We start from the raw sequence: 24,699 nt of genomic DNA, 5'->3' as shown, positions 1-24,699 counted from the left end.
ACCCGGGCCGCCCGGGGCAGCACCTGCCCCGGGCGGCCCGGGCGCGTTCCGTGCCGTGTCGGGAGCGCGTGGCCGGGTGTGGTGCGGCATCCGGGGCAGGCCGTGGGAATTGCGGCCGGAAAGGGTCCGGGGCCACCGCCGAATCCCAGCGTGGCCCCGGTGTTCCGGATGGTGGGCGCGGCGCCCCGGCTCAGCGGCTCTTGAAGGCCTCGACGACGGACACGGGGATGCGGCCCCGGTCGGAAATCTCGTAGCCGTTCTTGGTGGCCCATTCCCGGATCGCCCGGTTCTGCTCGCGATCCATTCCCGAGACCGGAGCCCGGCCGGGGCGGCGGACGCTCCGGCCGGCGTCGACCGGTCCTCGGCCGATTCGCCGGCCCGCGTTGATGTAGGGGTCGAGTGCCTTCCGGAGGGTGCCGGCGTTCTCGTCGGACACATCGATGGTGTACGCCACGCCGTCCAGGCTGAACTCGACGGTCCGATCCGCCTTCCCGCCGTCGAGGTCGTCAGTCAAGACGGTGATTACTTTCCGGGCCATCGCCAATTACTCCTTGTGTGGGGCGGGGTGTGTTACGAGTTTGACGTATCCCTGGGCAAATCCGCAAGAATATGCCGCGTTTGCATTCGGCGCGTCGAGTTGTCCGCGATGCAATCTCGCTCCCGTCGGTGGAATTTGCCAGTATGCGTTCACCCCGGGCTGCCTGCGCGGCGGGGTGCCCGGGGTGTCCCGGGTCACATCCCGGAACAAGGGGGGTCGGCCGGGACTTGAGCCTGACACGCTCAAGTCAATGCGATGGCAGGTGTTCGATGGCAACTCTTCCGGTACTTCCCCTCACCGACGCCGTCCTGCTGCCCGGCATGGTCGTCCCGGTGACCCTCGACCCCACCACCCAGGCCGCGGTCGACGCCGCGCGCGCGACCGGCGACAAGAAGCTCCTCGCCGTACCTCGCATCGACGGCGGGTACGGTTCCGTCGGCGTGATCGCCACCATCGGGAAGGTCGGCCGGCTGCCCGACGGCGAACCGGCCGCCGTGGTCCGCGGCCTGTCCCGGGCCCGGATCGGCTCCGGCGTCCCCGGGCCCGGTGCCGCCCTCTGGGTCGAGGCGACCCCGCTCGACGAACCCGCCCCGGCCGGAAAGGCCCGGGACCTGGCCCGCGAGTACCGCGCCCTGATGACCTCGGTCCTGCAACAGCGCGGCGCCTGGCAGGTCATCGACGCCATGGAGCGCCTGACCGATCTCTCCGAGCTGGCCGACGCGGCCGGTTACGCGTCCTGGCTCACCCTGGCGCAGAAGACCGAACTGCTCGCCGCCGCGGACGTGACCGCCCGGCTGGAACTGCTGGTCGGCTGGGTACGTGACCACCTGGCCGAGCAGGAGGTCACCGAGCGGATCAACAGCGACGTGCGCGAGGGCCTGGAGAAGTCCCAGCGTGACTTCCTGCTCCGCCAGCAACTGGCCGCGATCCGCAAGGAGCTCGGCGAGGACTCCCCGGACGGCTCCGCCGGCTACCGGGCCCGGGTGGAGGCCGCCACGCTGCCCGAGAAGGTCCGCGAGGCGGCGCTGCGCGAGGTCGGCAAGCTGGAGCGCGCCAGCGACGCCGCCCCGGAGGCGGGATGGATCCGCACCTGGCTCGACACGGTCCTCGACATGCCGTGGACCACGCGTACCGAGGACCACACCGACCTGGCCGCGGCCCGCGCCGTGCTCGACGCCGACCACGCCGGCCTGGCCGACGTCAAGGACCGCATCCTGGAGTACCTGGCGGTGCGCAACCGCCGCGCCGAGCGCAACCTCGGCGTGGTCGGCGGGCGCGGCTCCGGCGCGGTGCTCGCCCTCGCCGGCCCGCCCGGCGTCGGCAAGACCAGCCTCGGCGAGTCCGTGGCCCGGGCGCTCGGGCGCAACTTCGTCCGGGTCTCCCTCGGCGGCGTCCGTGACGAGGCGGAGATCCGGGGCCACCGACGCACGTACGTCGGCGCGCTGCCCGGCCGGATCGTCCGCGCCCTGCGCGAGGCGGGCTCGATGAACCCCGTCGTGCTCCTCGACGAGGTCGACAAGCTGGCCGTCGGGTATTCCGGCGACCCCGCCGCCGCCCTGCTGGAGGTGCTCGACCCGGCGCAGAACCACACCTTCCGCGACCATTACCTGGAGGTCGACCTCGACCTGTCCGACGTGCTCTTCCTCGCCACCGCCAACGTGGTGGAGGCCATCCCCGGCCCGCTGCTGGACCGGATGGAACTGGTCACCCTCGACGGCTACACCGAGGCCGAGAAGGTCGACATCGCCCGAGATCACCTGCTGCCCCGGCAGCTCCAGCGGGCCGGGCTGACCGCCGAGGAGGTCACCGTCGCAGACGAGGCCCTCACCCTGATCGCGGGGGAACACACCCGGGAGGCCGGCGTCCGGCAGCTCGAACGGGCCTTGGCGAAGATCCTGCGCAAGGTCGCCGTCGCCTTGGCGACCGACCCGGCACCGGTGCGGGTCGACGCGGACAACGTGGCCCGCTACCTGGGGCGGCCCCGGTTCACCCCGGAGTCGGCGGAGCGGACGGCGGTGCCCGGCGTGGCCACCGGCCTCGCGGTCACCGGCGCCGGCGGCGACGTGCTCTTCATCGAGGCCACCAGCATGGAGGGCGAGCCGGGGCTGACCCTGACCGGCCAGCTCGGCGACGTGATGAAGGAGTCCGCGCACATCGCGCTGTCGTACCTGCGCTCCAACGGGCGCCGGTTCGGCATCGACCCGAACGCCCTCGCCGGGCGGCGGATCCACCTGCACGTCCCGGCGGGCGCGGTGCCGAAGGACGGGCCGAGCGCCGGCATCACCATGGTGACGGCGCTGGCGTCGCTGGTGACGGGCCGGCCGGTGCGTCCCGAGTTCGGGATGACCGGCGAGGTGACCCTCTCCGGGCGGGTGCTGCCCATCGGCGGGGTGAAGCAGAAGCTGCTCGCCGCGCACCGGGCCGGCCTGACCGAGGTGATCATCCCGGCGCGCAACGAGCCGGACCTGGACGACCTGCCGGCCGAGGTACGCGGGGCGCTGACCGTGCACACCCTCGCCGACGTCGCCGACGTGCTCGCCCTGGCGCTGCGCCCGGCCGACGCCGACACCCGCACCGACCCGGCCCTCACGGCCGCCTGAGGTGTAAGCAGGGGCCCCTTGATAGCAGGGGGCCCCTGTTAACGGCCTCGGCCGCGCAGCAGCTCGCCGGGCGCGCGGGCGCGGCACGGCCGGGTCACTGCGCGTCGGGGGTGCGCCCGCCCCGGGCCGGGGCCGCCGGGCAGCCGCCGAGCGGGGCGAGACGGGTCAGCAGCGCGGCGGTGATCTCGCCGAGTTGCGCGACCTGTGCCGGGGTCAGCGCGTCGAAGACGAGCGAACGGACCACTGCGACATGCCCCGGGGCGGACGCCGCCAGGTGTGCGTACCCGGCGTCGGTGAGCACGGCCACCGACCCCCGGCCGTCGTCGTCGGCGCGTTCGCGGCGTACCCAGCCCCGGCGCTCCAGCCGGCCGACGAGGTGGGACAGGCGGGACTGCGAGCCGTTGACGAGGGCGGCCAGCTCGCTCATCCGGCGCGACCGGCCCGGGGCCTCCGACAGCATCGCCAGCACCCCGTAGCCGAAGTGGGTCAGGTCCGCGTCACGCTGCAACTGTCCGTCGAGTTCGGCTGGCAGCAGGGTGAGCACGGCCAGGATGCGTTGCCAGATCTCCTGCTCGCCGTCGGTCAGCCAGCGGGTGGGTTCCATGTCGTCAGCCTAGCGGATACTTGACGCTTCAAGTATTCGCTCGTACGGTGGTGCTTGAAGCATCAAGTATCTGACCGCCTGTGCGGCGGCTCCCCGTGGAGGCACCCCCATGAACATCGTCCTGTGGGCCCTGCAGGTCCTGCTCGCCCTGGTCTTCGCCGGCGCCGGGCTCACCAAGGTCACCCAGCCCAAGGAGAAGCTGCGCGAGAAGATGGGCTGGGTCGAGGGCGCGCCGGAAGGCGCGGTGAAGGCGCTCGGCGCGCTCGAGGTGCTCGCCGCGATCGGCCTGATCCTGCCCGCCCTCACCGGCATCGCCACCGTGCTGACTCCGCTGGCCGCCGTGGGCGCGGCGATCGTGATGGCCGGCGCCGTCGTCGTGCACGCCCGGGCCAAGGAGTATCCCGGGGCCGCGTTCACCGCCGTGCTGCTGGTCGCGGCGCTCGTCGTCGCCTGGGGGCGGTTCGGCCCGTACGCGTTCTGACCGGCGCGGCCGGCCCGCACCCACCGGCGCGGGCCGGCCGCCCACGGTCGTCAGGGGCGGTCGCGGTCGCGGCGTACCGTCGTCTTGCGGCCCTTGATGGTGCTGCCCCGCAGCCCGGCGATCACCTCGTCCGCCACGGCGGCCGGCACCTCGACCAGCGAGAACCGGTCGGCGATCTCGATCGAGCCGATGTCCCGGCCGCTGATCCGGGTCTCCCCGGTGATCGCTCCGACCAGGTCCTGCGGGCGCACCCCGGCGCGTCGGCCCAGCCCGATGAACACCTGCGTGGTGCCCCCGGAGCGGGGCCGGCCCGGCCGGCGCTCGCCGCCGCGCCCCTCCTGCCCCGGGCGCGCCTCGCGGGGCGGGCGGACCGCGACCTGCGGGATCTCCTCCTCGTCGTCGTCCGAGCCCGGGGAGGCGGCCTCGTGGGCCAGCTTCACCGCCGCGAGCGCGACCTCCATCAGGTCGAACTCGTCCGACAGCGACTCCACGATCACCCGGAACGGCTCCAGGTCGTCCTCCAGCAGGCTCTCCCGCAGCGCCGCCTGGGTCAGCTCCAGCCGCCGGGTGCGCAGGTCGGCTGCCGTGGGAATCTTGTCGATGGCGATGCGCTGGCCGGTCACCCGCTCGATGGTCTTGAGCATCCGGTGCTCGCGCGGCTCGGCGAGGGTGATCGCCACCCCCTCCCTGCCCGCCCGCCCGACCCGGCCGATGCGGTGCACGTACGACTCCGGGGCCGACGGCACGTCGTAGTTGACCACGTGGGTGAGCTGCTCGACGTCCAGCCCCCGGGCCGCCACGTCGGTGGCCACCAGCAGGTCGGCCGTGCCGGCGCGCAGCCGGCCCATCACGCGGTCCCGCTGCTCCTGGCTCATCCCGCCGTGCAGCGCCTCGGCGCGGTAGCCCCGGCCGTTCATCGTCTCGGTGAGCCGGTCCACCTCCTCCCGGCTGCGGCAGAAGACGATGGCGGCGGTCGGCGACTCCACGTCCAGCACCCGGCCCAGCGCCGCCGGCTTGTGCGCCCGCGCCACGATGTACGCGCTCTGCCGCACCCGGGGCGACTCGCCGGCCACCTGCTGCTCCCGGCCGATCTGGATACGCACCGGGTCGGTCAGGTGCTGGCGGGCCATCCCGTCGATGCGCGACGGCATGGTCGCCGAGAACAGCACCGTCTGCCGCTGCTGCGGGGCGTGCTCCAGGATCGCCTCGATGTCCTCGGCGAAGCCCATGTCGAGCATCTCGTCGGCCTCGTCGAGCACCACCGTGGCCAGGCCGCCCAGCCGCAGGGTGCCCCGGGCGATGTGGTCCAGCGCCCGTCCCGGGGTCGCCACCACCACGTCCACCCCCATGTCCAGGGCGCGCAGCTGACGGCCGATCGGCTGGCCGCCGTAGATCGGCAGCACCCGGGCGCCCAGGTCCTTGCCGTAGCGGTGGAACGCCTCCGACACCTGTACCGCCAGCTCGCGGGTGGGCACCAGCACCAGAGCCACCGGCTCCCCACCGGCCCGTCCGTCCGGCATCCGCTGCAGCAGCGGCAACGCGAACGCGGCCGTCTTGCCGGTGCCGGTGGCCGCCTGACCGAGCAGGTCCTGTCCGGCAAGCAGGGGAGGGATCGCCTCACGCTGAATCGGGGTCGGCTCCTCGTAGCCGAGGGCGGACAGCGCGCCGAGCAGTTCGGCACGCAGCCCGAGATCCGCGAAGGCGGTGGCCTCGTCGGCGGGGGCGGTGGGGTCGGTCGATACGGGTGCGGAACTCATGGGCAAAGCTTTTCATCACCCCGGCCGGCCCGCTGCGGCGACCTGCACAACGTCGTCACCGGCCAGCAGCCGCGACGGGGACCGCCGGAGCGTCAGTTCGTCGGGTAACCGCTTTCCGAACAACTGGAGCAACGGATTCAGCGGCAACCTGACCGTCGCCAACAGCTCGGTCGCGACGTGGTGGTCGTGGACCCTGACCTTCCGCCTCACCGCCGGCCAGCAGCTCAGCCAGGGCTGGCCCGAAAGTTCAGCCAGAGCGGTGCCGAGGTCGCGGACGGCACCGCCTGCACGCTGTGGTGACCCGGTGCCGGCCTGATCCCGGTCCGTCACGAATCCCGCCCGCCGCGTGCTCAGTCGGCGAACAGGGCTGCGGGACCGGCGACGTTCGGTGAAACTGGTCAGGGGCCTCTTCCGATCGGAATCGAGGCCCGGGCGGACGGCCGGGGTGCCGCACCCACCCCGGCCGTCCTGCTCCATCCGACGCGGCACCAGCACGGAATCGGCGTGGGACCATCGCTGCCTCAGCAGCCGTGCTCGATCCGGCGGGTGTTTCCAGATGGCGATCTGGGTCAGCCGGGCGCACCGGTCGCCGTCGATGTACGCCGCCGGGCCGGCCTGCTGGTAGCGCGACTCCGGTAGTGCGCATTCGGGGGAGATGGGAGGAATGTTCGGTCCATCCTGGCCCCTCGTGGTTACGGTCTTTTTGACCAGCGACCGTTCCGTGTTCGTACCGGGGGAGAGGACCCGACCATGCGAGTGCCCAGCCGAAGCTCCGGCCAGCAGCCCGGCACCTCCGTCGCGTCCACCACCCCGGCGCGGCGCGTGCCGCGGGGCGTCGCCCCCCGCCCGGTTCCGCCGGCACCCGACCTCGACGCCTACCGGGGCGCCGTGACGGACCTGCTCGTCGAGGTCGGCGCGTTGGCCGATCCGGATTCGGCGGGGGCCCGACAGGTGCTGCTCGACGAGCGGCTGCGCGAGCCGGCGATCGCCGCGGTGCTCGAGGCCACCGGTCAGGGCCTCGTCGGCGCCCGGGAGACGCTGCTGCTGGAGATGGCCCGCTACCAGCCCAACGCGCGCAGCTCCGCCGGTGACCTGGCCGCCCTCGTCCGGATCTACCTGCTCTCCCGCATCGACGTGATGTGGTGGCGCGACGCCGCGACGTTCATGACCGACGCGCAGGTCCACGCCAGCTGCGACCTGGTCGACCTGGAGTGGCTGCGCCGCCGCGACCTGCTCCGCTTCCGCTACCAGGAGCAGCCCGCCACCATCGTCGGCCGGGGTGCGCGGGCGGTACGCCGCCGGCTGCTCCCCGACGCCCGACCGCGCACCGCCGGCCTGAAGTTCCGCCGGGCCCGGCGCGAGGTGATCGGCCTGCTCAACGACATCGGCCGCGAGTTCGCCCGCAGCGCGCCACCCGGCACCCCGCCCCTGTGGGTGACCAGCCTGGTGCGCAGCGCCGAGTACCAGCACCAGCTACGCCGCCTCGGCTACGCCGCGATGGTGCCCAGCGGCCACTGCCTCGGCTACGCCGTCGACGTGGAGCTGGCCTGGTTCCAGCGGTTCGGCGCCCGGGACGTGCTGGCCGGCGTGCTGCTGGCCCGGCAGCAGGCCGGGGAGATCAACGTGGTCGACGAGGGGCAGGCCTGGCACCTGTGCCTCGCGCCCGCCGCCCGGGCGCGGTTCCGCCGCGCGTACGAGGCCGAGATGGGGGTCTGAGCCGTGTGCGGCATCGCCCTGAGCATCGGCACCGAGGCCGACCCGGCCACCTTCCGGCGGATGCTGGCCGTCCTCGCACCGCGCGGTGAGGTGACCGAGACCCGCCGGGAGGCCGGCCTGCTCGCCGGCATCCGCCGGCTGCGGATCGTCGACCGGGAACGGGCGGTGCAGCCCTGGGTCTCCGCCGACGAGCGCCTCCTGCTCTGCTACAACGGCGAGGTCTTCAACCACCGGGAGCTGCGCGCCGAGTTGACCCGCCTGGGGCACCCGTTCCGCAGCGAGAGTGACACCGAGGTGGTGCTCGCCGCCTTCGAACGCTGGGGCGAGGACGCGGTGCGGCGGCTGCGCGGCGAGTACGCCTTCGTCGTGGTCGAGCGGGCCACCGGCCGGGCCTACCTGGCCCGCGACCCGCTCGGGGTGAAGCCGCTGTACTGGTCCCGGGTGCCGGGCTGCCTGCACCTGGCCAGCGAGGTCAAGGCCCTGGTGGGGCACGGCGCCCCGGTCGCCGAGGTGCCCCCGGGGCACCACGGCTGGGCCGAGCCGGGCGGCCATGTCCGGCTGCTCCCGTACGTCGACCTGCTCACCCTCGGCGACGGGCTGCCCGTGGTGGACGACCCGGACGAGGCCGCCCTGCTCGTCCGGGCCGCCCTCACCGACAGCATCCGGATGCGGCTGGACACCGACCTCACCGTCGGCGTGGTGCTCTCGGGCGGGCTGGACAGCTCGCTCGCCCTGCTGCACACCCACCAGCTGCACCCCGACTGCGTGGCGGTGACCGTCGGGGCGCCGGGGAGCCCCGACGTGGCATACGCCCGGCGGCTCGCCGCCGACCTGGGGGTGCCGCACGAGGTGGTCGAGCTGCGCCCCCGCGACATCCGGCTCGCCGACGTCCGGGAGGCCATCCGGATCTCCGAGCTGACCGAGTACGGCGACATCATCAACGCCGTGGTCTCGGTGCCGATCTTCCGCCGCCTGCGCGACCTGGGCGTCAAGGTGGTGCTCACCGGCGACGGCTCCGACGAGCTGTTCGGCGGCTACCCCATGTACCACCAGGTCGGCCCCGAGCGGGCCCGCCGGCTGTTCCTGCACAGGATCCGCAACCTCTGCCGTACGGAGTTGCAGCGGGTGGACCGGGCGAGCATGGACCATGGGGTGGAGGCGCGGGTGCCGTTCCTCGACCTGAGCGTGGTGGAGCTGGCGATGCGGCTGCCGCTGGGGCTGAAGCTGCGCGAGGGCCAGGAGAAGTGGATCGTCCGTCGGGCGTTCGCCGACGTGCTGCCCGACTACGTGCGGCGGCGGCCGAAGAACCCGATGTCGTACTCGTCGGGGCTGCACGAACGGGCCCGGCTCTACAAGCCGCTCTTCGCCCGGCTGCACCGCTCCTTCGGCTACCACCTGCTCGACCCGGTCCGCCGGGACTTCGACAGCGTGCTCACCCGCTGCGGCAACGACCTGGACCGGGCGATCGCCGACGGGCTGGCCAGGCCGGACTACACGGTGCTGGAACACGCCCGGGACCTGGTCGGTGCGGCGAAGTGGAACGCGGCGCCGGTGGTCCGCCGGCTGGTCGGCCCGCGTGCCACCCGCCGGACCCCGGTCGGCTGACGGCCCACCCCTACCACCGTTGCCCCGGGCCACTGTGGACCACTACGTTGATCGATACACAGGCGGCCGGTGGGACGACGAGTCACCCCGGGCGTGACGCCCCACCCGTCGCCGGAAGGGGACTACCGTGATCCGTCGCGTGCTGCTGACCGCCGCCCTGGTGGGCGCCTCCGTGCTCGTCGTGCCCGGCTCGCCGGCCCAGGCCCGCGCCTGCCGGATCGACCACGAGTGCGTGACCACCTACTACTCCGACTCCAGCCACACCACCGTGCTGGGGGAGAAGTACGAGAGCTGCGCCGGCACGACCTACACCTGGGGCGTCCGCTCCGGTTACCCGACCTTCGTCGAGAGCCCCTGCTGAGTCCTGCCGCCGGCCCCGGTCGGGGCCGCAGGCCCGCGGCGGGGCGGCCCGACGGCCGCCCCGCCGTCAGCCCGCCCGCGTGCCGGCGCACTGACGCGGGCTGACCCGGTATCGGGGTGGCCCGCTCCGCCCGCCCCCGATCCGGCGGCGCGACGGTTCAGCCGGTGAGCAGCAGCGCGCCCACCCCGGCGAGCGTTGCGGCCACCGCGAGCAGGGCACCGGCGGCCAGGAACCGGCCCAGCGGCACGGCCACCCCGGCGGCCCGGCAGCGCTCGTACCACAGCAGGGTGGCCAGCGACGCCCACGGCGTGACCAGCGGGCCGACGTTCGTGCCGATCAGCAGGGCCAGCAGCCGGGTCGGGTCGCCGGGCGGGAGCACCGCCTCGCCTGCCACGTACGCGGGCAGGTTGTTCACCACGTTGGACAGCAGCGCGCCCGTCCCGCCGGCCCGCAACGCTCCGAGCGCCCCACCGTCCGGGCCGAGCAGCACGCCGACGAGGTCGTCCAGCCCGTACCGGCCGAGGGTCTGCACCACCAGGAACAACCCGGTGACGAAGACCAGCAGCCGCCACGGCACCAGCGCCGGGCGCAGCGCGCCCCGGTTGCGCGCGGCGAAACCGACCAGGACCAGCCCGGCGGCCGCCGCGGAGGCGATCCCCACCTCCACCCCGGCGAGGATCCCGGCCACGAGGAGCAGGCAGCCGGCGAGCGCGATCCGGTACAGCACCCGATCGGCGGGTACGTGCGGCCCGGGCGCGACGAACCGGTCGGCCCCGCGCCGCCCCCGGCGCCAGTAGCCGACCCAGAGCAGCGCCATGGTGGCCGCGATCGCGGCGGCCTGCGGCAGTGCCATCCGCGCCGCGTACGGCAGCGGGTCGAGGCCGACCCGGTCGGCGGCCAGCAGGTTGGTCAGGTTCGACACCGGCAGCAGCAGGCTGGCCGTGTTGGCCAGCCACACGGTGGTCAGGGCCAGCGGCAGCGGCGGCATGCCCAGCCGGCGCGCCAGGGCCAGCATCACCGGCGTGAGCAGGACCGCCGTGGTGTCCAGGTTCAGCGCGATCGTGGTGGCGGAGGCGAAGCCGACGCAGAGCACGAACAGGGCCGGATAGCTGCCCCGGGCGGCGCGGGCCAGCCGGCCGGCCAGCACGTCGAACACGCCGGCCATCGCCGTCAGCTCGGCCAGCACCACCACCGTGCCGAGGAACAACAGCAGCGGCAGGACGCGCCCCAGGGTGGCCACGGTCTCGGCGCGCGGCAGCAGGCCGGTCAGCGCGCAGGCCGCCCCCACCAGGGCCAGGACCAGCGCCACCCGGTCGAGCGGGTGCAGCAGGCGCAGCCGCTCCAGCGGACGGTCCTGCGGCCGGCGTCGGGCGCGGCCGGTCGATCCGGGCAGCCGCGCCGGCGGTCCGGGCCGGTCGCCACCGGTCGGTGCGGTCGGCAGGCCGCCGTCAGGGTCCACGGCGGCTGATCCTCGCACGGGGGCAGGGTTGACCCGGCGGTCCACCGCGCCGCTGTGACCGGGCACTCCCGCCGCCGCTTGGTCGACCGTCCCGTCGGCAGCCCCGCCGTGGTGGACAACGGTCGATGGCTGACCTAGCGTTCAGGAATCATGCGTAGGACCTTCCTGGGGGCCGGCCTGGCCCTACTGCTCGCCGTCACCGCCTGCTCCGCCCCCGAGACCGCCGCCGCCCCGCCCGCGAGTCCGCCGGCCGGCATGCCCACCGCGTCCCGGCAGGACCCGGCGCAGGCCGACCGGACCCTGGCCAGCCTGCGCCGGGTCGACGACCTGCCGATGTGGGAGATGACCTACGTCGGCGACTACGACCCGACCGTCGGCACCGACGCCGCGCCGCCCAGCCCGTTCGGCTGCTCGCTCTTCGCCGCCTCGGGCGACCCGAATCGGCCGCTGTTCGCCCGCAACTTCGACTGGGACGCCAACCCGGCCCTGGTGCTGCGCACCGACCCACCGGACGGGTACGCCACGGTCTCCCTGGTGGACATGTCCTACCTCGGCGTCGGGGCCGACCCCACCGGGGACCGCCGGCTGCTCAACGCGCCCCTGCTGCCGTTCGACGGCATGAACGAGCGTGGTCTGGCCGTCGGGCTGGCCGCCGACGACGGGGCCACCGTCCGGGCGGAGGCGGGCAAGCCCACCGTCGGTTCAGTACGCATCCTTCGACTGGTGCTCGACCAGGCCGCCACGGTCGACGAGGCGGTCGCCGTCTTCGGCCGGCACAACCTCGACTTCGACGGCGGGCCCCCGCTGCACTACCTGCTCGCCGACGCCACCGGAGCCTCGGCCGTGGTCGAGTTCGTCGACGGCGCGATGCGGGTCGAGAAGGGGCGGGGCGGCTGGCAGGCGCTGACCAACGTGCCCGTGGTCGGCGTACCCGAACAGCGCCGGCGCACCGACCACCGTTACGGCGTGCTCGCCGCCGCCCTGACGAAGGCCGGCGGGGTGGTCGACGACCGGGCGGCGCTGGAGCTGCTCAACGACGTGCGGCAGGGCCACACCCGCTGGTCGGTGACCTACGGGCTGCGCACCGGCGAGATCCACCTGCGCACCGCCGGGGGCACCGAGCACGAGTATCGCCTCCCGGTGATCCTGCCCTAGAGCGGCGCGGGAAGGTGCCGCAGGTCGTGGAGGAGGTCCCGCACGGCTGGGGAGCGGGCGCTGGAGGGGGTGAGCTCGTCGTGGAGGCGGCGCAGCAGTGCGACGCTGCGTGCGGAGCTGACGGCGGGCAGGCGGCTGAGGGCGATTCGGGCGGTGTCGACGGCGAGGTCGAGGTCGCCTGTGGCGTGGTGGGCGAGGCTGAGCCAGGCCCCGTGGCGCAGGGCGGAGCGTTGCGGTGGGGCGTCGGGGCTGGTGTGGGCTCGGGCGTGTAGCAGTCGTTCGGCGTGGCGTAGGAGCTTGCGTCGTTGTTGGGGCAGTTGTTCGGCGAGGACGACCAGTCCGCGGCCGGTGATGGCGTCGAGTTCGATGCGGTCGATGTAGGAGGCCCAGCGGGGTAGTGGCGTGTCGGGTGTGGTGTCGAGGTGGGTGAGGGTGTCCTCGCGGGTGCGGTGGAAGCTGGTGAGGTCGCCGGCGACGGCGTGGGCGAGGCTGCTGCGGGCGGCGACCAGGGAGCGTACGGCCGGTGGGGCGGTCGCTGCGGTTTCTTGGGCGGCTGCGGCGAGTTGCAGGGCGTCGAGGGCGTGGCCGCGGTCGGCGGCTTGGTTGGACATGAGGGCGAGAACGCTGGCGGCGAGGCCGGGGTCGGCGGCGGTGTGGGCGGTGCGGAGGGCGGTGAGGTACCAGCGTTGGGCGAGGCCGTCTTCGTGGGCGTCGAAGGCCATGAATCCGGCGGTTTGGGCAAGCTGCGCGAGGGCGGCGGCGAGCCGGCGGCCGGCGGCGGCGTTGTAGGAGGCGCGGCGTAGGAGCCGTGCCACGGCGGTGAACTGGTCGTGGACGAAGTCGCGGGCGGCGCCGCCCTGATGGTCGTCGAGTTGCTGCGCGTGGGCGACGAGGTTGTCGATCATGTCTAGCAGGGGTGGGCTGACGGGCCCGCCCTCGGTTGCGGTGGAGTAGAGGTCCGGGGCGGGTTGGTGGAGCGCGGCCCATGCGGGGGCGGTCAGCGCGGCGCCGGTTACGGCGATGATGGTGCGACGGGTCGGCACGGGTCCTCCTACGAGGCTGAGCAGTCCGTTGCTGTCCCAGGGTAGATCCATCGCGTGGTTCGCCGGCAGCGCCGGACGCGGACGCGGGGCGGTCACGCCCCAGACGTCTTCGAACGCCAGCTCTGTCTTGAGCTGGGCGGACAGGACCTCGACGACGAGTTCGGGGATGTCGCCGTGCGGTAGTGCGCCGTCGGAGATCCACTTGTAGGGGGTCTTGGGGTGGACTCTGCGGCTGCTGCCACGTGCCATCAGGGCGGCGTTGATCCGTCGTGCCAGGGCCTCGGGCCGCCATTGCGCATCGCTGAGCAGGCCGGCCAGCCGCTGGTTACCGCGGGCAGCAGTGGGGTCGCCTTGCACGGTTGGAGCCCCCTTCCGGGTGGCGCAGGTGCAGCCGCGACTGACAGTAGCGGCCCGTACTGGTGGCGGAGAAGCAAGCGCACCAACCGCACCAACCGCACCAGGTTTTGAGCGGACCGCACCGATGGCACCTCGCCGGGGCCTGCCCCCGCTGTCCGGTTCCGGCGAAGGTCGATGTGTGGGCGCCGGCCGGACCTCGGCGGCTGTGCCCGCTGCCCTGCAGGTGATGCCCGCTCGCCGGGTTCACGGCCGTGAGGGAGAGCTTCCATGCCGCGTCCGCTTCTCGGTAAGCCGGTCGAGGTCGATCCTGGCCTCGCCGCTGACATCGACCTGCTGGTGCGTCCTGGCCGGATGTCGCTTCATCCCGGTGGCGGGTGCGGCCCGTCACGACGCGAGCCACTGATGGGGGAGCCGGGTCGGATCAGCAAAGCCATCGTCGGCAGTCCGGTGGTGCTGGATGAGGTCACCCGCTGGGCGAGCGAGAACTCCGCTGGCCGGCTTCCGCTGCTGCTGAGCGCCAATCAGGAGGGCGGCCGGTTGAACGCGCTGGACTGGCCGGGCGTGGCCCAGTTGCCCGGGAATCTGGCGCTCGGGGCAGCGGGGAACGAGGACCTGGCCGAGATGGCCGGCGCGGCGATCGGCGGGCAGCTGCGGGCGGTGGGGCTGGCCTGGAACCTGGCGCCGGTGTGCGACACCACGGCCTGGCCGGCACCTGCCGCGGTGGGTACCCGTTCCTTCGGCTCGGGCCCCGAGCGGGTTGCGCTGCTGGCGGCGGCGTTCGTGCGCGGCTTGCAGGCCGCGGGTGTCGCGGCGACTGCCAAGCACTTCCCCGGGCTGGGTGGGATCCGCGTGGACCCGCACCACGCCGCGCCGGTGCTCGACCGGCTTGACCCCGGTGCGTTGCTTCCATTCCAGGCCGCGATCGACGCGCAGGTCGCGTGCGTGATGGTCGGCAGTCAGACCGTGCTCGCGCTCGACGACCGGCCGGCGTTGGCATCTCCGCGTGTGCTCGACCTGCTGCGCGACGAGTTGGGCTTCGGCGGCGTGGTGGTCAGCGAGAACCTGTCTATCCCCGCGGTACACGAACCGCTGGGCGGCGTGGCCCGGGCGGCGATCGCCGCCGTAGCGGCCGGCGTGGACGTCGTGATGCTGGACTCGGAGGTCTCTCGGGGACGAAGCCCAGTGGCGCACCCGGCGACGGCACAGCAGCGCCGCGCGGAGTTGGTGCGGGCGCTGACGGCCGCGGTCGAGCACGGCGTGATCGACCGTCAACGCATCGGCGAGGCCGTCGCCCGCGTACGAGCGCTGCACCAGCGCTACGGTCTGACGCCCGGCGCGCACCGACCGCAGTGGCCGCAGGCGAACGCCTCAGCCCGGCAGGTGGCGGACCGGATCGCGGACCGGTCGGTGGCGGTCGTACGCGGCGGCCATCTTCTTCCGCTGAACATGCCACCCGGCACGGTCCTGACCCTGGTGCGGGTGCCCGACGTCGGACAGCGACGGGCCGACAGCGCTCGCCACACACCGGACTATCTGCCCATCCAGCTCGCCGCGCACCACCGTGTGTTGCAGGTGCCGGCCGGCGCTCCGGTGCCGACAGCAGGCCCGGTCATCGTCTACGGCTACGACACCCGCACCACGGCGGACTCCAGCCGGGCCGCCGAGGAGGCCACGCGACTCGCCGTGAACGGACGGACCGTGGTTCAGGTCGCGTTCGGCGACGTCGACGACCTAGCCGGCTCGTCCGCGACGGTGCTGATCGCCGCCTTCAGTCCGCACCGGGCCAGCGTCGCGGCGGTGGACCGGATCCTGCTCGCCGACGGACGCGCCCATGGGGCCGTACCGGTGGGCGGGGCGTCGTGGTGACCCCAGTTCCCGCCCGGCATCTCGCCAGCTACCTGCAATGCCTGTACGAGGCGGCGGGAATGACCCGCGTCGGGGCGAGGGTGATGGCCGAGGCCCAGGTTGAGGCTGACCTGCGCGGCATCTGCGGCCACGGCAGCCGCTTGGCCCCCACCTACCTCGACAAGCTGCGCACCGGCCGCTTAAACCCGCGTCCGCTCATCCGGGCCGTCCGCGACGAGGACGCGATCCGGGTCGTGGACGCCGACCTGGCTCCGGGACCGTTGGCTGCCCGGACGGCGGCCGCCGCAGCGATGCTGCGTGCCCAGCGCTGGGGGATCGCCGCCGTGACCGTTCATCGGGCCGGTCATATCGGGGCGCTCGGCATTCCCGCCGCGAAGGTCGCACGAAGTGGGCTGGTGGGTGTGGTCGCCGCTCAGGCGTCGGCGCGCAGCGTCGCCCTGCACGGTGGTACCGGCACGCCGGTATTGGGCAGTAGCGCGCTGGCGGTCGCCGTGCCGGGTCCGGATCGGCAGCGCCCCGTGCTGGTGGACTTAGCCGCCGCCGCGACGTCTTGGGGCAGCCTGCACCAGCTCGCCCGCACCGACCAGCCCCTTCCCGACGGAACGGCCCTCGACGCGGACGGCCGAGCAACCCACGACCCGACTCACGCCACCGTTCTGTTGCCCGCAGGCGAGCGCGGCCAAGCCCTCGCGATCGTCCTGGAGCTGCTGGTCGGCGCGCTGACCGGCAGCGCCCCCGTGCCAACAGGAGATGACGGGCGAGGACTGCTCATCATGGCCCTCGACCCTCGCCGTCTCAGCACCGCCTATGCACTAACAACCGGCGTTGCCGCCCTCGCCGACGCGGTGCGTCAGCAGGGTGCCCGAATGCCCGGTGACCGTGCCTGGTCCCACCGCGACCGGACCCTCCACGACGGCGTCCGCCTCAACGCCAGCGACCTGTCCGCCCTCCTCGACGCCGGCCGCCGCCTGAACGTCCCCGCACCCCACGGATGGGCACGACCGACACCGTCCACCCCCAGTTCACCGAAGGAGCAGATGTGACCATCCCGACCAGCCCACCGACCCACGGCAGCCCGCCAGCCCTCCACCGCAGCGCGGCGCGATCTGCCGTCGCCCGCGATCTGCAGGCCGTCCTCGACCTCACCGACCCCTACGGGGTCGTGGACGCGGCACGCCAGCTCGCCGACGGACCCCTGGAACATGCCTTGACCGACGTCCACGCGGATCGACTGCTGCATGAACCCACCGGCCGCCGTATCCCGCTGCAGGAACTCCCCGCCCGCACCATCGCCGCGCTGACCCGCACCCATCACCTCGACGCCGCCCAGAGCGACGCCCTGGGATTCGCGCTGCGCTGCACCTTCGCCTGGCCGGGCGTCGTCGGCACCCCGGACGCCCCCTACGCGCTCAAGGCACAACTGCCAGCCGGATTCACGCCGATCGCCACCGCAGAGCAGATCGCCGCGAGCCAGGCCACCGCCGGCCCCGACGGGTTGAACACCAGCTACATGATCTCGCAGATGAAGGGCGGCATGTCCGCCGACTTCGGCATCGGCTGTCCTCTGATGTGCGCCTACTGCTACCGGCGCGAAGGCGACACCGTCGACGGCTACCTCGGCGCCTGGGAACCCACCGGCTTCCTCGAACCCGAGGACGTCGTCGCGCGGCTGCTGTCGCACCCCTGGTTCACCCCGCACCACACACCCATCGGCCTGCACATGTCCACCTCCGAGGCGTTCCTGCCGAAGCTGTGGCCCCGGACCTGGCGTGCGCTGCAACTACTCGACGACCTCGGCCTGACCAACCGCATCTCGTGCATCACCAAATACACCCTGTCCGACGAGCAGATCGACTGCCTGGAATCCCTCGTCCACGTCGACCTCGACGTCAACGTCTGCTACGCCGCCATGCCCGAGTCGATCGAACCGCCCCACCGAGAGCGCCGACTACGCTTCCTGCACCGCATCCTGCAATCGGAAAAGATCAACGTACTGGCGTACTACCGGCCGATCGCCGAAGGGCTCAACACCACCGACGCCCACCTGCGGCACGTCTGGCAGATCTTCCGAGACGCCGGCGCCCGGACCGTCGTCCTCGGCGGGTTGAAGTTCGCCGACGACCACATCCAATCCTTCATGTCCTACGGCCTGCCCCTGCCCACGGGCTCGTTCACGCCGGGCAAGAAGCTGCTCACCGCCGGCACCGAGTCGCGGATCATGGCCGCGTTCGACGAGGTGTACGCCGACATCCCCACCCACCTGCGGCCCGCGGTCCTGAAACGCTCATCCTGCGGGCGCACCGTGGAGCGCGGCAGCCACCTCCCCGACTACAACGGCCACTACGACCAGCCCACCACCAACTGCCGCCTGCGCTGCCCCACCGCCCAGCACCAGATGTGCGCGGCAGCGCAGCCACCGGACGAGGAAACCGTGCGGCACCTGCTGGAACGCGTCGGCAAGCAGGGCGCACGCGTGGACATCACTGTCACCACAGCCGTCGTGCACACAGCCCTGAGCCCGTTCGAACGCACGTTCCTGCGCCAGAACCTGCTCTTTCCCGTGCACACCGCCCGGCAAGCCGCCGAACTCGTCGCCGCAAGGATCACCCGATGACCGCCGCCGCCCGCGTCTTCCTCCCCCTGACCGACTCGCCGCTGCTGAACAACGACCACGACGCCGACGTCGAACTCGCGATACAACTGGCCGCAACCGCCGACCCGGACCCGGCCACCATCCGGGCGCTACTGTCGGTCACCGCGGCGTCGGCTGCTGGCCGGATCACCCGGGCGCTCGACGACCGCACGGACCTACCGCTCGCCGCGCTCGCGCTGCTGGTCGCCCACCGCCCCGAGGCCAAGCGGGCGACCAGGGTCCTGCGAGACAAGCTCTTCTTCCCCGACGATGCCACACCGGGGATGTGTCACACCTTCGCCCGCACCATGGCGACGCTCGCCCACCGTCCCGAGACCATCGACGGCGCCTACCTGGCCAGCGAACGATTCCGACAGTCAGCCAGGGCGGCGAATCCCGGTGTACTCGGTGAACTGCTGGCCCTGCTGCTACACGCCGACATCCTGACCGACCCCGCCGAGACCGCGCTGCACGCCCTGCTCACCGCTCGCACCGACCACGCCCCGGTCGACCTGGCCGGCGCCGCCGCCCTCCAACGCGCCCACCACCGTCGGGTACGCGCCGAACTGCTCACCCGGCGAGAGCAGACGATTCACGACCTCGCCCACCACACCTGCGGGCTGACCCTGGCCGCCGAGCGATGGTTCGACGCGCTCACCGCTGCCGCCGACACCCCAGCCCAGGCCGGCCAAGCCCTCGCCCTGGCCGAAACCGCCGCCGCTCATCTCTCCTCAGACGACGACCCGGACTGCGCATCGCCCTCCGTCCGCCGCCACTGGCAGCAGCTCACTGCCACCGCCCGCGCCGCCCGCGCTCACCCTGCCGGCTGGGAGCAAGCGTGGCGGGCCGCCGAGGCCACCGACGACGGCGCACGGTGGGACGACACCCAGCGCTCCCTCGTGGCCGGCTACGACCTGCTCCGCGAGCACGTCCGCACCGCCTGGGCAAACGCCGACGCCCCGCCCACCCCCGACCAGTGCTGGGCCGCCGACCCGGCCGGCCGCGCCCTGCTGCACCTGGTCGCCGATCACCTCACCGGCCACCAGACACACAGCCCTCTCCCGCACTACGACGACCGGCTCCTCATCGCCTTCGTGCACGCCCTCGCCAAGAACCGCCGCGACCACCTCCCGGCAGACCTCCAACTGCACGGCTTGGTCGCCGCCATCAAGGCGGCCCGCTCCAAAGCCGCCGTCCTGGCCCGGCACGACCGCATCGACCTCGGCATCGTCGTACCGATGCGCGACGAAACCCACCGCCTCAACCCAGAGCACGGCGACGACGCGCTCACCGTCAAGATCGCCCAACTGACCTGGCTGCTGCAGGCGTGCCCCGACGCCCGCGCCGATCTCCTCCTGGTCGACGAAAGCACCGACCACGCCGCCCGCGCCACCACGGTCGAGCACCCGCAGATCCGCGTGACCATCACGGCCCGACCCGACGACGCCAGCGCCAAAGGCGGCGCGGTGCTGTGGGGACTTGCCCAACTCCTCGGCACCGGCTCCAGCGTCCTCGCCTACACCGACCTCGACCTCACCTATCCCCTGGAACAACTCGGTCTGCACGTCGCCACCCTCGACGAACCAGGCGTCGGCGCCGTCATCGGCTCCCGCCGCCGTCCCGACTTCCACGGCTACTATCCGCCCACCGGCCCTACACCCACCACCCTGCTCTACCAGCGAGCCGTACGCGATCTCCTCCAACTCGACATCGGCGACCCGCAGGCCGGCTTCAAAGCCTTCCCCGCCGCCGCTCTGCGCACCGCCCTACCCATCGTCACCGACCACAGCCTCGCCTTCGACACCGACCTCCTCGCCGCCATCGCGCGCAGCGGACACACACTGGCCGAAGTCGGCGTCGCCGCCCTCCACCACTACGTCGAGGGCCACCGCAGCACCCCGCGCGACTACGACGCCATGCTCGCCGCGGTCCATCGGCAGGCCCTGCGCCACGGCTTCGACTCCGGCACACGCCGGACACCTACCTGGAACCGCATCCGACACGCCGGCTCCCTGGCCGCAGCCGCCGCCGCCGAGCCCGCTGTCAGGTCCACCTCACCCACCTCGCGTTGACGCAGGCAGCGGATCGCCGGCACTGAAAGGCCGGCGATCCGCTGCCGTCGTACGCTTTCACCAACTGCTCCGGATCCGGCCGGGGCGATGCGTAAACTGCACGGGTCCGCCCGGCTCACTCGAAGCGCTGCACGAGCGAGTGGTCGCCCTCGAAGGCGTCGTCGCCACACTTTGACAGCCGGGCAACCAACCGAAAGGTGTACGCGTGAGGGCCGTCATCGCTGTCGCCGGAATGGGCAGCAGGTTCTTCCCCATCGGCAAGACGATCAACAAGTGCATGCTGCCGATCCTCAACCAGCCGGTAGTGGCCTACGCCGTCGCCGACTGCGTCGCCGCCGGAGCACGCGACATCGCCATCGTCACCGCCCCAGGCGAGCCTGGCCGCCAAGTACGCCATTACTTCAGCGAAGACCGCGACCTCAAGGACTACTTCACCGCACGCGGCTGGCAAAATAAGTACGCCTTCATCGCCGACCTGCACACCCAGGCCACCTTCACGTTCCTCGAACAACCCCGCGACGACCGGTACGGCACCGCACTGCCCGCCATCGTCGCCGCAGACTTCATCGTCGGCGACGACTTCCTCCTGGTCGCCGGCGACGACCTACTCCTCCGCAGCGACGGCGGATCGGACCTGGCCGACCTCAGCGCCGCCCGGACCGCCGCCGCAGTGCCGGCCGCGCTCGCCGCCGCCACGGTGCCCGGCACCGAGGCCCACCGCTACGGCATCCTGCACCCACGCGCAGTCGCCGGCCACCAACTGCTCGACGAACTGCTCGAGAAGCCGAGCGCCTACGGCGAGCCGACCGCCTACATCAACATCAGCCGCACCCTGCTACCCGCCCACGCGCTGGCCTACTTCCAGAAGCTGACCCCAGCGCCCAACGGCGAATACCAGGCCACCGACGCCGTGATCGCCTTCGCACGCGACCACGACGTGCTGATCCACCCCGTCACAGGCGATTACCACGACTGCGGTAACCCCGCCGGCTGGCTCGCAGCCAACAACGCTGCGGCCCAGAGCGGTGCCGTTGCCGGTCAGAGCATCCGGTCGGACTCGTCGAAGTGACTCAGAGCTCGGCTTCCCACTGCCGGCACGGCTAACCGCCGCCATCTGCGTGGCGGCGGCGGTCAGCCGGTCGCACCGGTTGGCCGGCGGGCCGGGGAGGGTCCCGGCACCCCAGCCGCCGGCCCCCCCGTCAGCCCTTGCGCGGCTCGAAGGTGTAGTCCACCCCGCCGACGTCGAAGCTCTCCCCGAGCTGGCGCGCCGGGCCGACCTGGACGACCTGGAGGGTGTACGCCTTCCGCAGGGTCTCGCCGGTGGCGAAGCTCAGCTTCACCACGGGCCGCTCCTCCGGCTTGATCAGCAGGCCCTTGATCTGCGCCTTGTACGGGTCGACGATCTGCACGGCGCTCCGGCCGACGACCTGGATGCCGTCACCCTGCCCGCCGGCGGCCCGCCAGCGCTCGAACAGCTCCGGCCCCAGGTCGGCGACGATCTTGACACCGGGGACCGGCTCGCCGACCGGCCGGAACACGAGGTCGAACGGCGCCGGCTCGGCCAGGGCGTTCGCCATGGCGAAGGGCCGGTCGGTGACCACGCCGCCGCCCGCCGGGACGGTGTTGGCGTTCTTCCAGGCGATGTTGTTGTTGTACTGCGTGTTGATCGAGGTGGCGGTGCCCTCGAACAGCATCGGGTCGGTCGCCGACTCCCAGCGCAGCAGCAGGCAGAAGTGCCCGATGGAGGGCACGTTCGGCCAGGCGATCGACGTCGTGGTGACCCCGGGCGCGACCGGCAGGGTCTTCGAGCCGATCGGCGTCCAGTGGGTCGGCCAGTTCGCGGCGCCACCGGAGGTGGTGTAGTACGCCTTCAGCGTCCCGTTGCTGATTCCGGAGCCGTACGGGCCATTGTTGCGCAGGTTCACGAAAATGTAGCTCGTCGACCCGACGACCGGGTTCGTGTGCGACGCGCACTCGACCGCGGTCGGGCAGATCTTGATGTCCGGGCTGCTGAAGAACGACGAGTAGATGGCCCCGTGCGGCTCGTAGCCCGTGTCCGACGAGGTGTCCTTCATGTAGACGTCGGTGCGGGCGTTCGCGGTGAAGTCGCCCTTGTCGAGCGCCGCCGTGGCGGTGCCGCTCACGGAGAACGCCAGCGCGGCGGTCAGCAGGGCGCCGAACAGCAGTCGGGCCGTACGCCGAGGGCGTGGATGTGTCAGCGCGATTCTCATGCTGATTCCCCTTCGATGGTGATGGTGGTGGGCCGAGTGGCGGAGAATTGCTCCGATGACCCGGCTCGACAACTGTATTGCAGTGGTCACCATGAATGGAATGGTCGAGATTGACGATTGCTCAAAGGGCGTCCGCATTTGCCGGGGAGGTGGCAATTCCCGGATACGGGGGAACGTGAATCTGAGAAGTGCGCGCCGCGAGGTATCAACGGCGGCGCAGCCGACTCCTGTACACCCAACCCGCCGTCACGACCGCGCCGCCCCGTACGCTCGGTGACCGTGAGGCGGATCCTGTTCGGTCGGCCGCTGCGCAGCGTGGCCTTCGACGTGGCGGTCTCCGGCTTCGTGGTGCTGTTCGGCCTCGCCGGGGCGGTCAACCAGCCCGGCGGCTGGTGGGCCACCGGCGTCGGGGCGGCGATGGCCGTCGCCCTGCTGCTGCGGCGCACCCACCCCTCGGCGGTGGCGGCGGCCGTCGCCGTGCTCGCCGGGGCCCAGGTGGTCGCCGGCTGGGGCCCGCTGGCCTTCGACGTGGCGGTGCTGATCGCCCTGTACAGCGTGGTGAAGTACGCCGGGAGGTTGCGCGACGGCATCGTCGCCGGTGCCGTCGCCGCCGTCGGTGTGGTGCTGGCCGCGCTCCAGGTCGAGAACAACATCGCCTGGTGGGCCTCGGCGATCTGGTTCGGGCTGGTCACCGCTGCGGTCTGGCTGATGGGGCTGAACGTGCGTACCCGCCGGCTCTACGTGCTCAGCCTGGAGGAACGCGCCGCCACGCTGGAGCGCGAGCGGGAGGCCGAGGCCCGCGCGGCGGTGGCCGAGGAACGTACCCGCATCGCCCGCGAGCTGCACGACGTGGTGGCGCACAGCATGGCCGTGATGATCGTGCAGGCCGACGGTGCCCGCTACCTGTTCGACCGCGACCCGCAGACCGCCCGGGAGGCGGTGCGGGTGGTCGCCGACACCGGCCGGCAGGCGCTGGAGGAGATGCGCCGCCTGGTGGGGGTGCTGCGGGAGACGAGCGCCCCCGAGCCGGCGGCCGGGCCGGACGGCGCGGGACCTGCGGGGCTGTCGGCGGAGCCGACGCACCGCCGGCCGGCCCTGGCGGAGCTGCCCGAGCTGCTGGACCGGTTTCGCGCCGCCGGGCTGCGCGTCGACGCGACGGTCACCGGCGAACCGCCGGCCCTGCCGCCCGGCCTGGAGCTGACCGTCTACCGGGTGGTGCAGGAGGCGCTCACCAACGCCCTCAAGCATGCCGGGGTCGGCGCGACCGTCACGCTGCGCCTGACCCACACCCCCGACGCCGTCGTGGTCCGGGTCGTCGACGACGGGCGCGGCCGACCTGTGGTCCGCCCCGCGCCATCCGGCGGCCACGGCCTGGTCGGCATGCGCGAGCGGGTGACGGTGTACGACGGCAGCCTCACCGCCGGCCCGACACTGGCCGGGGGATGGCAGGTCGAGGCGCGGCTGCCGTTACCGTCGAGCACCGGGACGGAGGTGGCGGCATGACGGTCCGCGTGGTGATCGTGGACGACCAGGCGCTGGTGCGCGCGGGGTTCCGGATGGTGCTGGGCTCCCAGCCCGACCTGACCGTGGTCGGCGAGGCCATCGACGGCGCCGACGCGCTGCGGGTGCTCGGCCGTGTCGAGGCCGACGTGGTGGTGATGGACATCCGGATGCCGACCATGGACGGGGTGGAGGCCACCCGGCGGATCTGCGCCGACCGGCCCGGCGACCGGCCCCGGGTGCTGGTGCTCACCACCTTCGACACCGAGGCCGACGCGTTCGCCGCCCTCCAGGCCGGGGCGAGCGGCTTCCTGCTGAAGAACGTGCCGCCGGAGGAGCTGCTCGCCGCGATCCGGGTGGTCGCCGCGGGCGACTCCGTGGTGGCCCCGTCGATCACCCGCCGGCTGCTCGACCGGTTCGCCAGCCAGCTCGGCCCCGGCCCCGCCGCCGACCCCCGGCTGGCCCAGCTCACCGAGCGGGAACGCGAGATCCTGTTGCTGGTGGCGCAGGGCCTGTCCAACGCCGAGATCGCCGCCCGGGTGCACGTCGCCGAGGCGACGGTGAAGACCCACGTCGGGCGGATCCTGGCCAAGCTGCGGCTGCGTGACCGGGTGCAGGCCGTGGTGCTGGCGTACGAGAGCGGCCTGGTCACCCCCGGAAGCTGACGGCGGGTACGACCCAGGTCGTACGGCCACGCGCCGCCGGGGCACCCCTGGGCGCAC

The 24,699-nt window shown here is 72.9% G+C and carries 20 protein-coding genes; 14 read left to right on the top strand and 6 right to left on the bottom strand.

The window, feature by feature from the left end:
- Nucleotides 1-190: 190 nt before the first annotated feature.
- A complete protein-coding gene (locus ACFT41_RS20345; RefSeq protein ID WP_377588527.1) occupies nucleotides 191-538 on the bottom strand; it encodes an Lsr2 family protein in 348 nt (115 codons plus the stop codon).
- Nucleotides 539-807: 269 nt separating this feature from the next.
- On the opposite strand from ACFT41_RS20345, the gene lon reads away from it, so the two are divergent.
- Nucleotides 808-3,138, top strand: a complete 2,331-nt coding sequence (lon, locus tag ACFT41_RS20340; protein WP_377588520.1) for an endopeptidase La — start codon at nucleotides 808-810, stop codon at nucleotides 3,136-3,138.
- Between the two features lie 94 nt (nucleotides 3,139-3,232).
- On the opposite strand, the gene ACFT41_RS20335 is transcribed toward lon, so the two are convergent.
- Nucleotides 3,233-3,742, bottom strand: coding sequence for a MarR family winged helix-turn-helix transcriptional regulator (locus ACFT41_RS20335; protein ID WP_377588519.1), 510 nt, complete (start codon nucleotides 3,740-3,742; stop codon nucleotides 3,233-3,235).
- A 109-nt stretch (nucleotides 3,743-3,851) separates the two neighbouring features.
- Between ACFT41_RS20335 and ACFT41_RS20330 the strand changes: the two genes are divergently transcribed.
- Nucleotides 3,852-4,223 (top strand): DoxX family protein, encoded by a 372-nt coding sequence (locus tag ACFT41_RS20330; protein ID WP_377588518.1) that lies wholly within the window; start codon nucleotides 3,852-3,854, stop codon nucleotides 4,221-4,223.
- Between the two features lie 50 nt (nucleotides 4,224-4,273).
- On the opposite strand, the gene ACFT41_RS20325 is transcribed toward ACFT41_RS20330, so the two are convergent.
- Nucleotides 4,274-5,980: a DEAD/DEAH box helicase gene (locus ACFT41_RS20325; protein WP_377588517.1), complete on the bottom strand. Its 1,707-nt coding sequence runs from the start codon at nucleotides 5,978-5,980 to the stop codon at nucleotides 4,274-4,276.
- Between ACFT41_RS20325 and ACFT41_RS20320 the strand changes: the two genes are divergently transcribed.
- From ACFT41_RS20320 to ACFT41_RS20305, 4 genes are all read left to right on the top strand, one after another.
- Nucleotides 5,979-6,296: a cellulose binding domain-containing protein gene (locus ACFT41_RS20320; RefSeq protein ID WP_377588526.1), complete on the top strand. Its 318-nt coding sequence runs from the start codon at nucleotides 5,979-5,981 to the stop codon at nucleotides 6,294-6,296. The two genes, ACFT41_RS20325 and ACFT41_RS20320, sit on opposite strands and share 2 nt — an antisense overlap.
- 434 nt (nucleotides 6,297-6,730) lie before the next feature.
- Entirely contained in the window at nucleotides 6,731-7,696 is a 966-nt protein-coding gene (locus ACFT41_RS20315) for a DUF5715 family protein (RefSeq protein ID WP_377588516.1), read from the top strand.
- Between the two features lie 3 nt (nucleotides 7,697-7,699).
- Entirely contained in the window at nucleotides 7,700-9,301 is a 1,602-nt protein-coding gene (locus ACFT41_RS20310; RefSeq protein WP_377588515.1) for an asparagine synthetase B family protein, read from the top strand.
- Between the two features lie 127 nt (nucleotides 9,302-9,428).
- Nucleotides 9,429-9,662 (top strand): DUF6289 family protein, encoded by a 234-nt coding sequence (locus ACFT41_RS20305; RefSeq protein WP_377588514.1) that lies wholly within the window; start codon nucleotides 9,429-9,431, stop codon nucleotides 9,660-9,662.
- A gap of 157 nt (nucleotides 9,663-9,819) precedes the next feature.
- Here the strand turns inward: ACFT41_RS20305 and ACFT41_RS20300 are convergent, their stop codons facing one another.
- Entirely contained in the window at nucleotides 9,820-11,121 is a 1,302-nt protein-coding gene (locus tag ACFT41_RS20300) for an SLC13 family permease (RefSeq protein WP_377588513.1), read from the bottom strand.
- A 150-nt stretch (nucleotides 11,122-11,271) separates the two neighbouring features.
- On the opposite strand from ACFT41_RS20300, the gene ACFT41_RS20295 reads away from it, so the two are divergent.
- Nucleotides 11,272-12,276 (top strand): carcinine hydrolase/isopenicillin-N N-acyltransferase family protein, encoded by a 1,005-nt coding sequence (locus tag ACFT41_RS20295; RefSeq protein WP_377588512.1) that lies wholly within the window; start codon nucleotides 11,272-11,274, stop codon nucleotides 12,274-12,276.
- Here the strand turns inward: ACFT41_RS20295 and ACFT41_RS20290 are convergent.
- The gene (locus ACFT41_RS20290; protein ID WP_377588511.1) at nucleotides 12,273-13,676 is read right to left on the bottom strand and encodes a hypothetical protein; all 1,404 of its coding nucleotides are present in this window, start codon (nucleotides 13,674-13,676) and stop codon (nucleotides 12,273-12,275) included. The two genes, ACFT41_RS20295 and ACFT41_RS20290, sit on opposite strands and share 4 nt — an antisense overlap.
- A gap of 267 nt (nucleotides 13,677-13,943) precedes the next feature.
- Here ACFT41_RS20290 and ACFT41_RS20285 point away from each other — a divergent pair, with 267 nt between their 5' ends.
- The 5 genes from ACFT41_RS20285 to ACFT41_RS20265 all read left to right on the top strand — a co-directional run bounded on the left by ACFT41_RS20285 (nucleotide 13,944) and on the right by ACFT41_RS20265 (nucleotide 21,315).
- Nucleotides 13,944-15,542 carry a glycoside hydrolase family 3 N-terminal domain-containing protein gene (locus tag ACFT41_RS20285; protein ID WP_377588510.1) on the top strand — a complete coding sequence of 533 codons (1,599 nt, stop codon included), beginning with the start codon at nucleotides 13,944-13,946 and terminating at the stop codon, nucleotides 15,540-15,542.
- Nucleotides 15,539-16,585, top strand: a complete 1,047-nt coding sequence (locus ACFT41_RS20280; RefSeq protein WP_377588509.1) for an Ldh family oxidoreductase — start codon at nucleotides 15,539-15,541, stop codon at nucleotides 16,583-16,585. The genes ACFT41_RS20285 and ACFT41_RS20280 overlap by 4 nt, the downstream gene beginning before the upstream one ends.
- Entirely contained in the window at nucleotides 16,582-18,156 is a 1,575-nt protein-coding gene (locus tag ACFT41_RS20275; protein ID WP_377588508.1) for a hypothetical protein, read from the top strand. The genes ACFT41_RS20280 and ACFT41_RS20275 overlap by 4 nt, the downstream gene beginning before the upstream one ends.
- Nucleotides 18,153-20,246: a hypothetical protein gene (locus tag ACFT41_RS20270; protein WP_377588507.1), complete on the top strand. Its 2,094-nt coding sequence runs from the start codon at nucleotides 18,153-18,155 to the stop codon at nucleotides 20,244-20,246. Before ACFT41_RS20275 ends, ACFT41_RS20270 begins: the two co-directional genes overlap by 4 nt.
- 205 nt (nucleotides 20,247-20,451) lie before the next feature.
- Nucleotides 20,452-21,315, top strand: a complete 864-nt coding sequence (locus tag ACFT41_RS20265) for a sugar phosphate nucleotidyltransferase (protein ID WP_377589705.1) — start codon at nucleotides 20,452-20,454, stop codon at nucleotides 21,313-21,315.
- 130 nt (nucleotides 21,316-21,445) lie between these two features.
- Here ACFT41_RS20265 and ACFT41_RS20260 read toward each other — a convergent pair whose 3' ends face one another.
- Nucleotides 21,446-22,477 (bottom strand): hypothetical protein, encoded by a 1,032-nt coding sequence (locus tag ACFT41_RS20260; RefSeq protein WP_377589707.1) that lies wholly within the window; start codon nucleotides 22,475-22,477, stop codon nucleotides 21,446-21,448.
- Nucleotides 22,478-22,750: 273 nt separating this feature from the next.
- Between ACFT41_RS20260 and ACFT41_RS20255 the strand changes: the two genes are divergently transcribed.
- Nucleotides 22,751-23,980, top strand: coding sequence for a sensor histidine kinase (locus tag ACFT41_RS20255; protein ID WP_377589708.1), 1,230 nt, complete (start codon nucleotides 22,751-22,753; stop codon nucleotides 23,978-23,980).
- The gene (locus tag ACFT41_RS20250; RefSeq protein ID WP_377589709.1) at nucleotides 23,977-24,642 is read left to right on the top strand and encodes a response regulator; all 666 of its coding nucleotides are present in this window, start codon (nucleotides 23,977-23,979) and stop codon (nucleotides 24,640-24,642) included. Before ACFT41_RS20255 ends, ACFT41_RS20250 begins: the two co-directional genes overlap by 4 nt.
- The last annotated feature ends 57 nt before the right edge of the window (nucleotides 24,643-24,699 follow it).

The sequence above is a fragment of the Micromonospora sp. NPDC057141 genome, from assembly GCF_042670805.1.
Classification (GTDB): Bacteria; Actinomycetota; Actinomycetes; order Mycobacteriales; family Micromonosporaceae; genus Micromonospora.
This window is presented reverse-complemented; position numbering and strand designations above follow the sequence as displayed.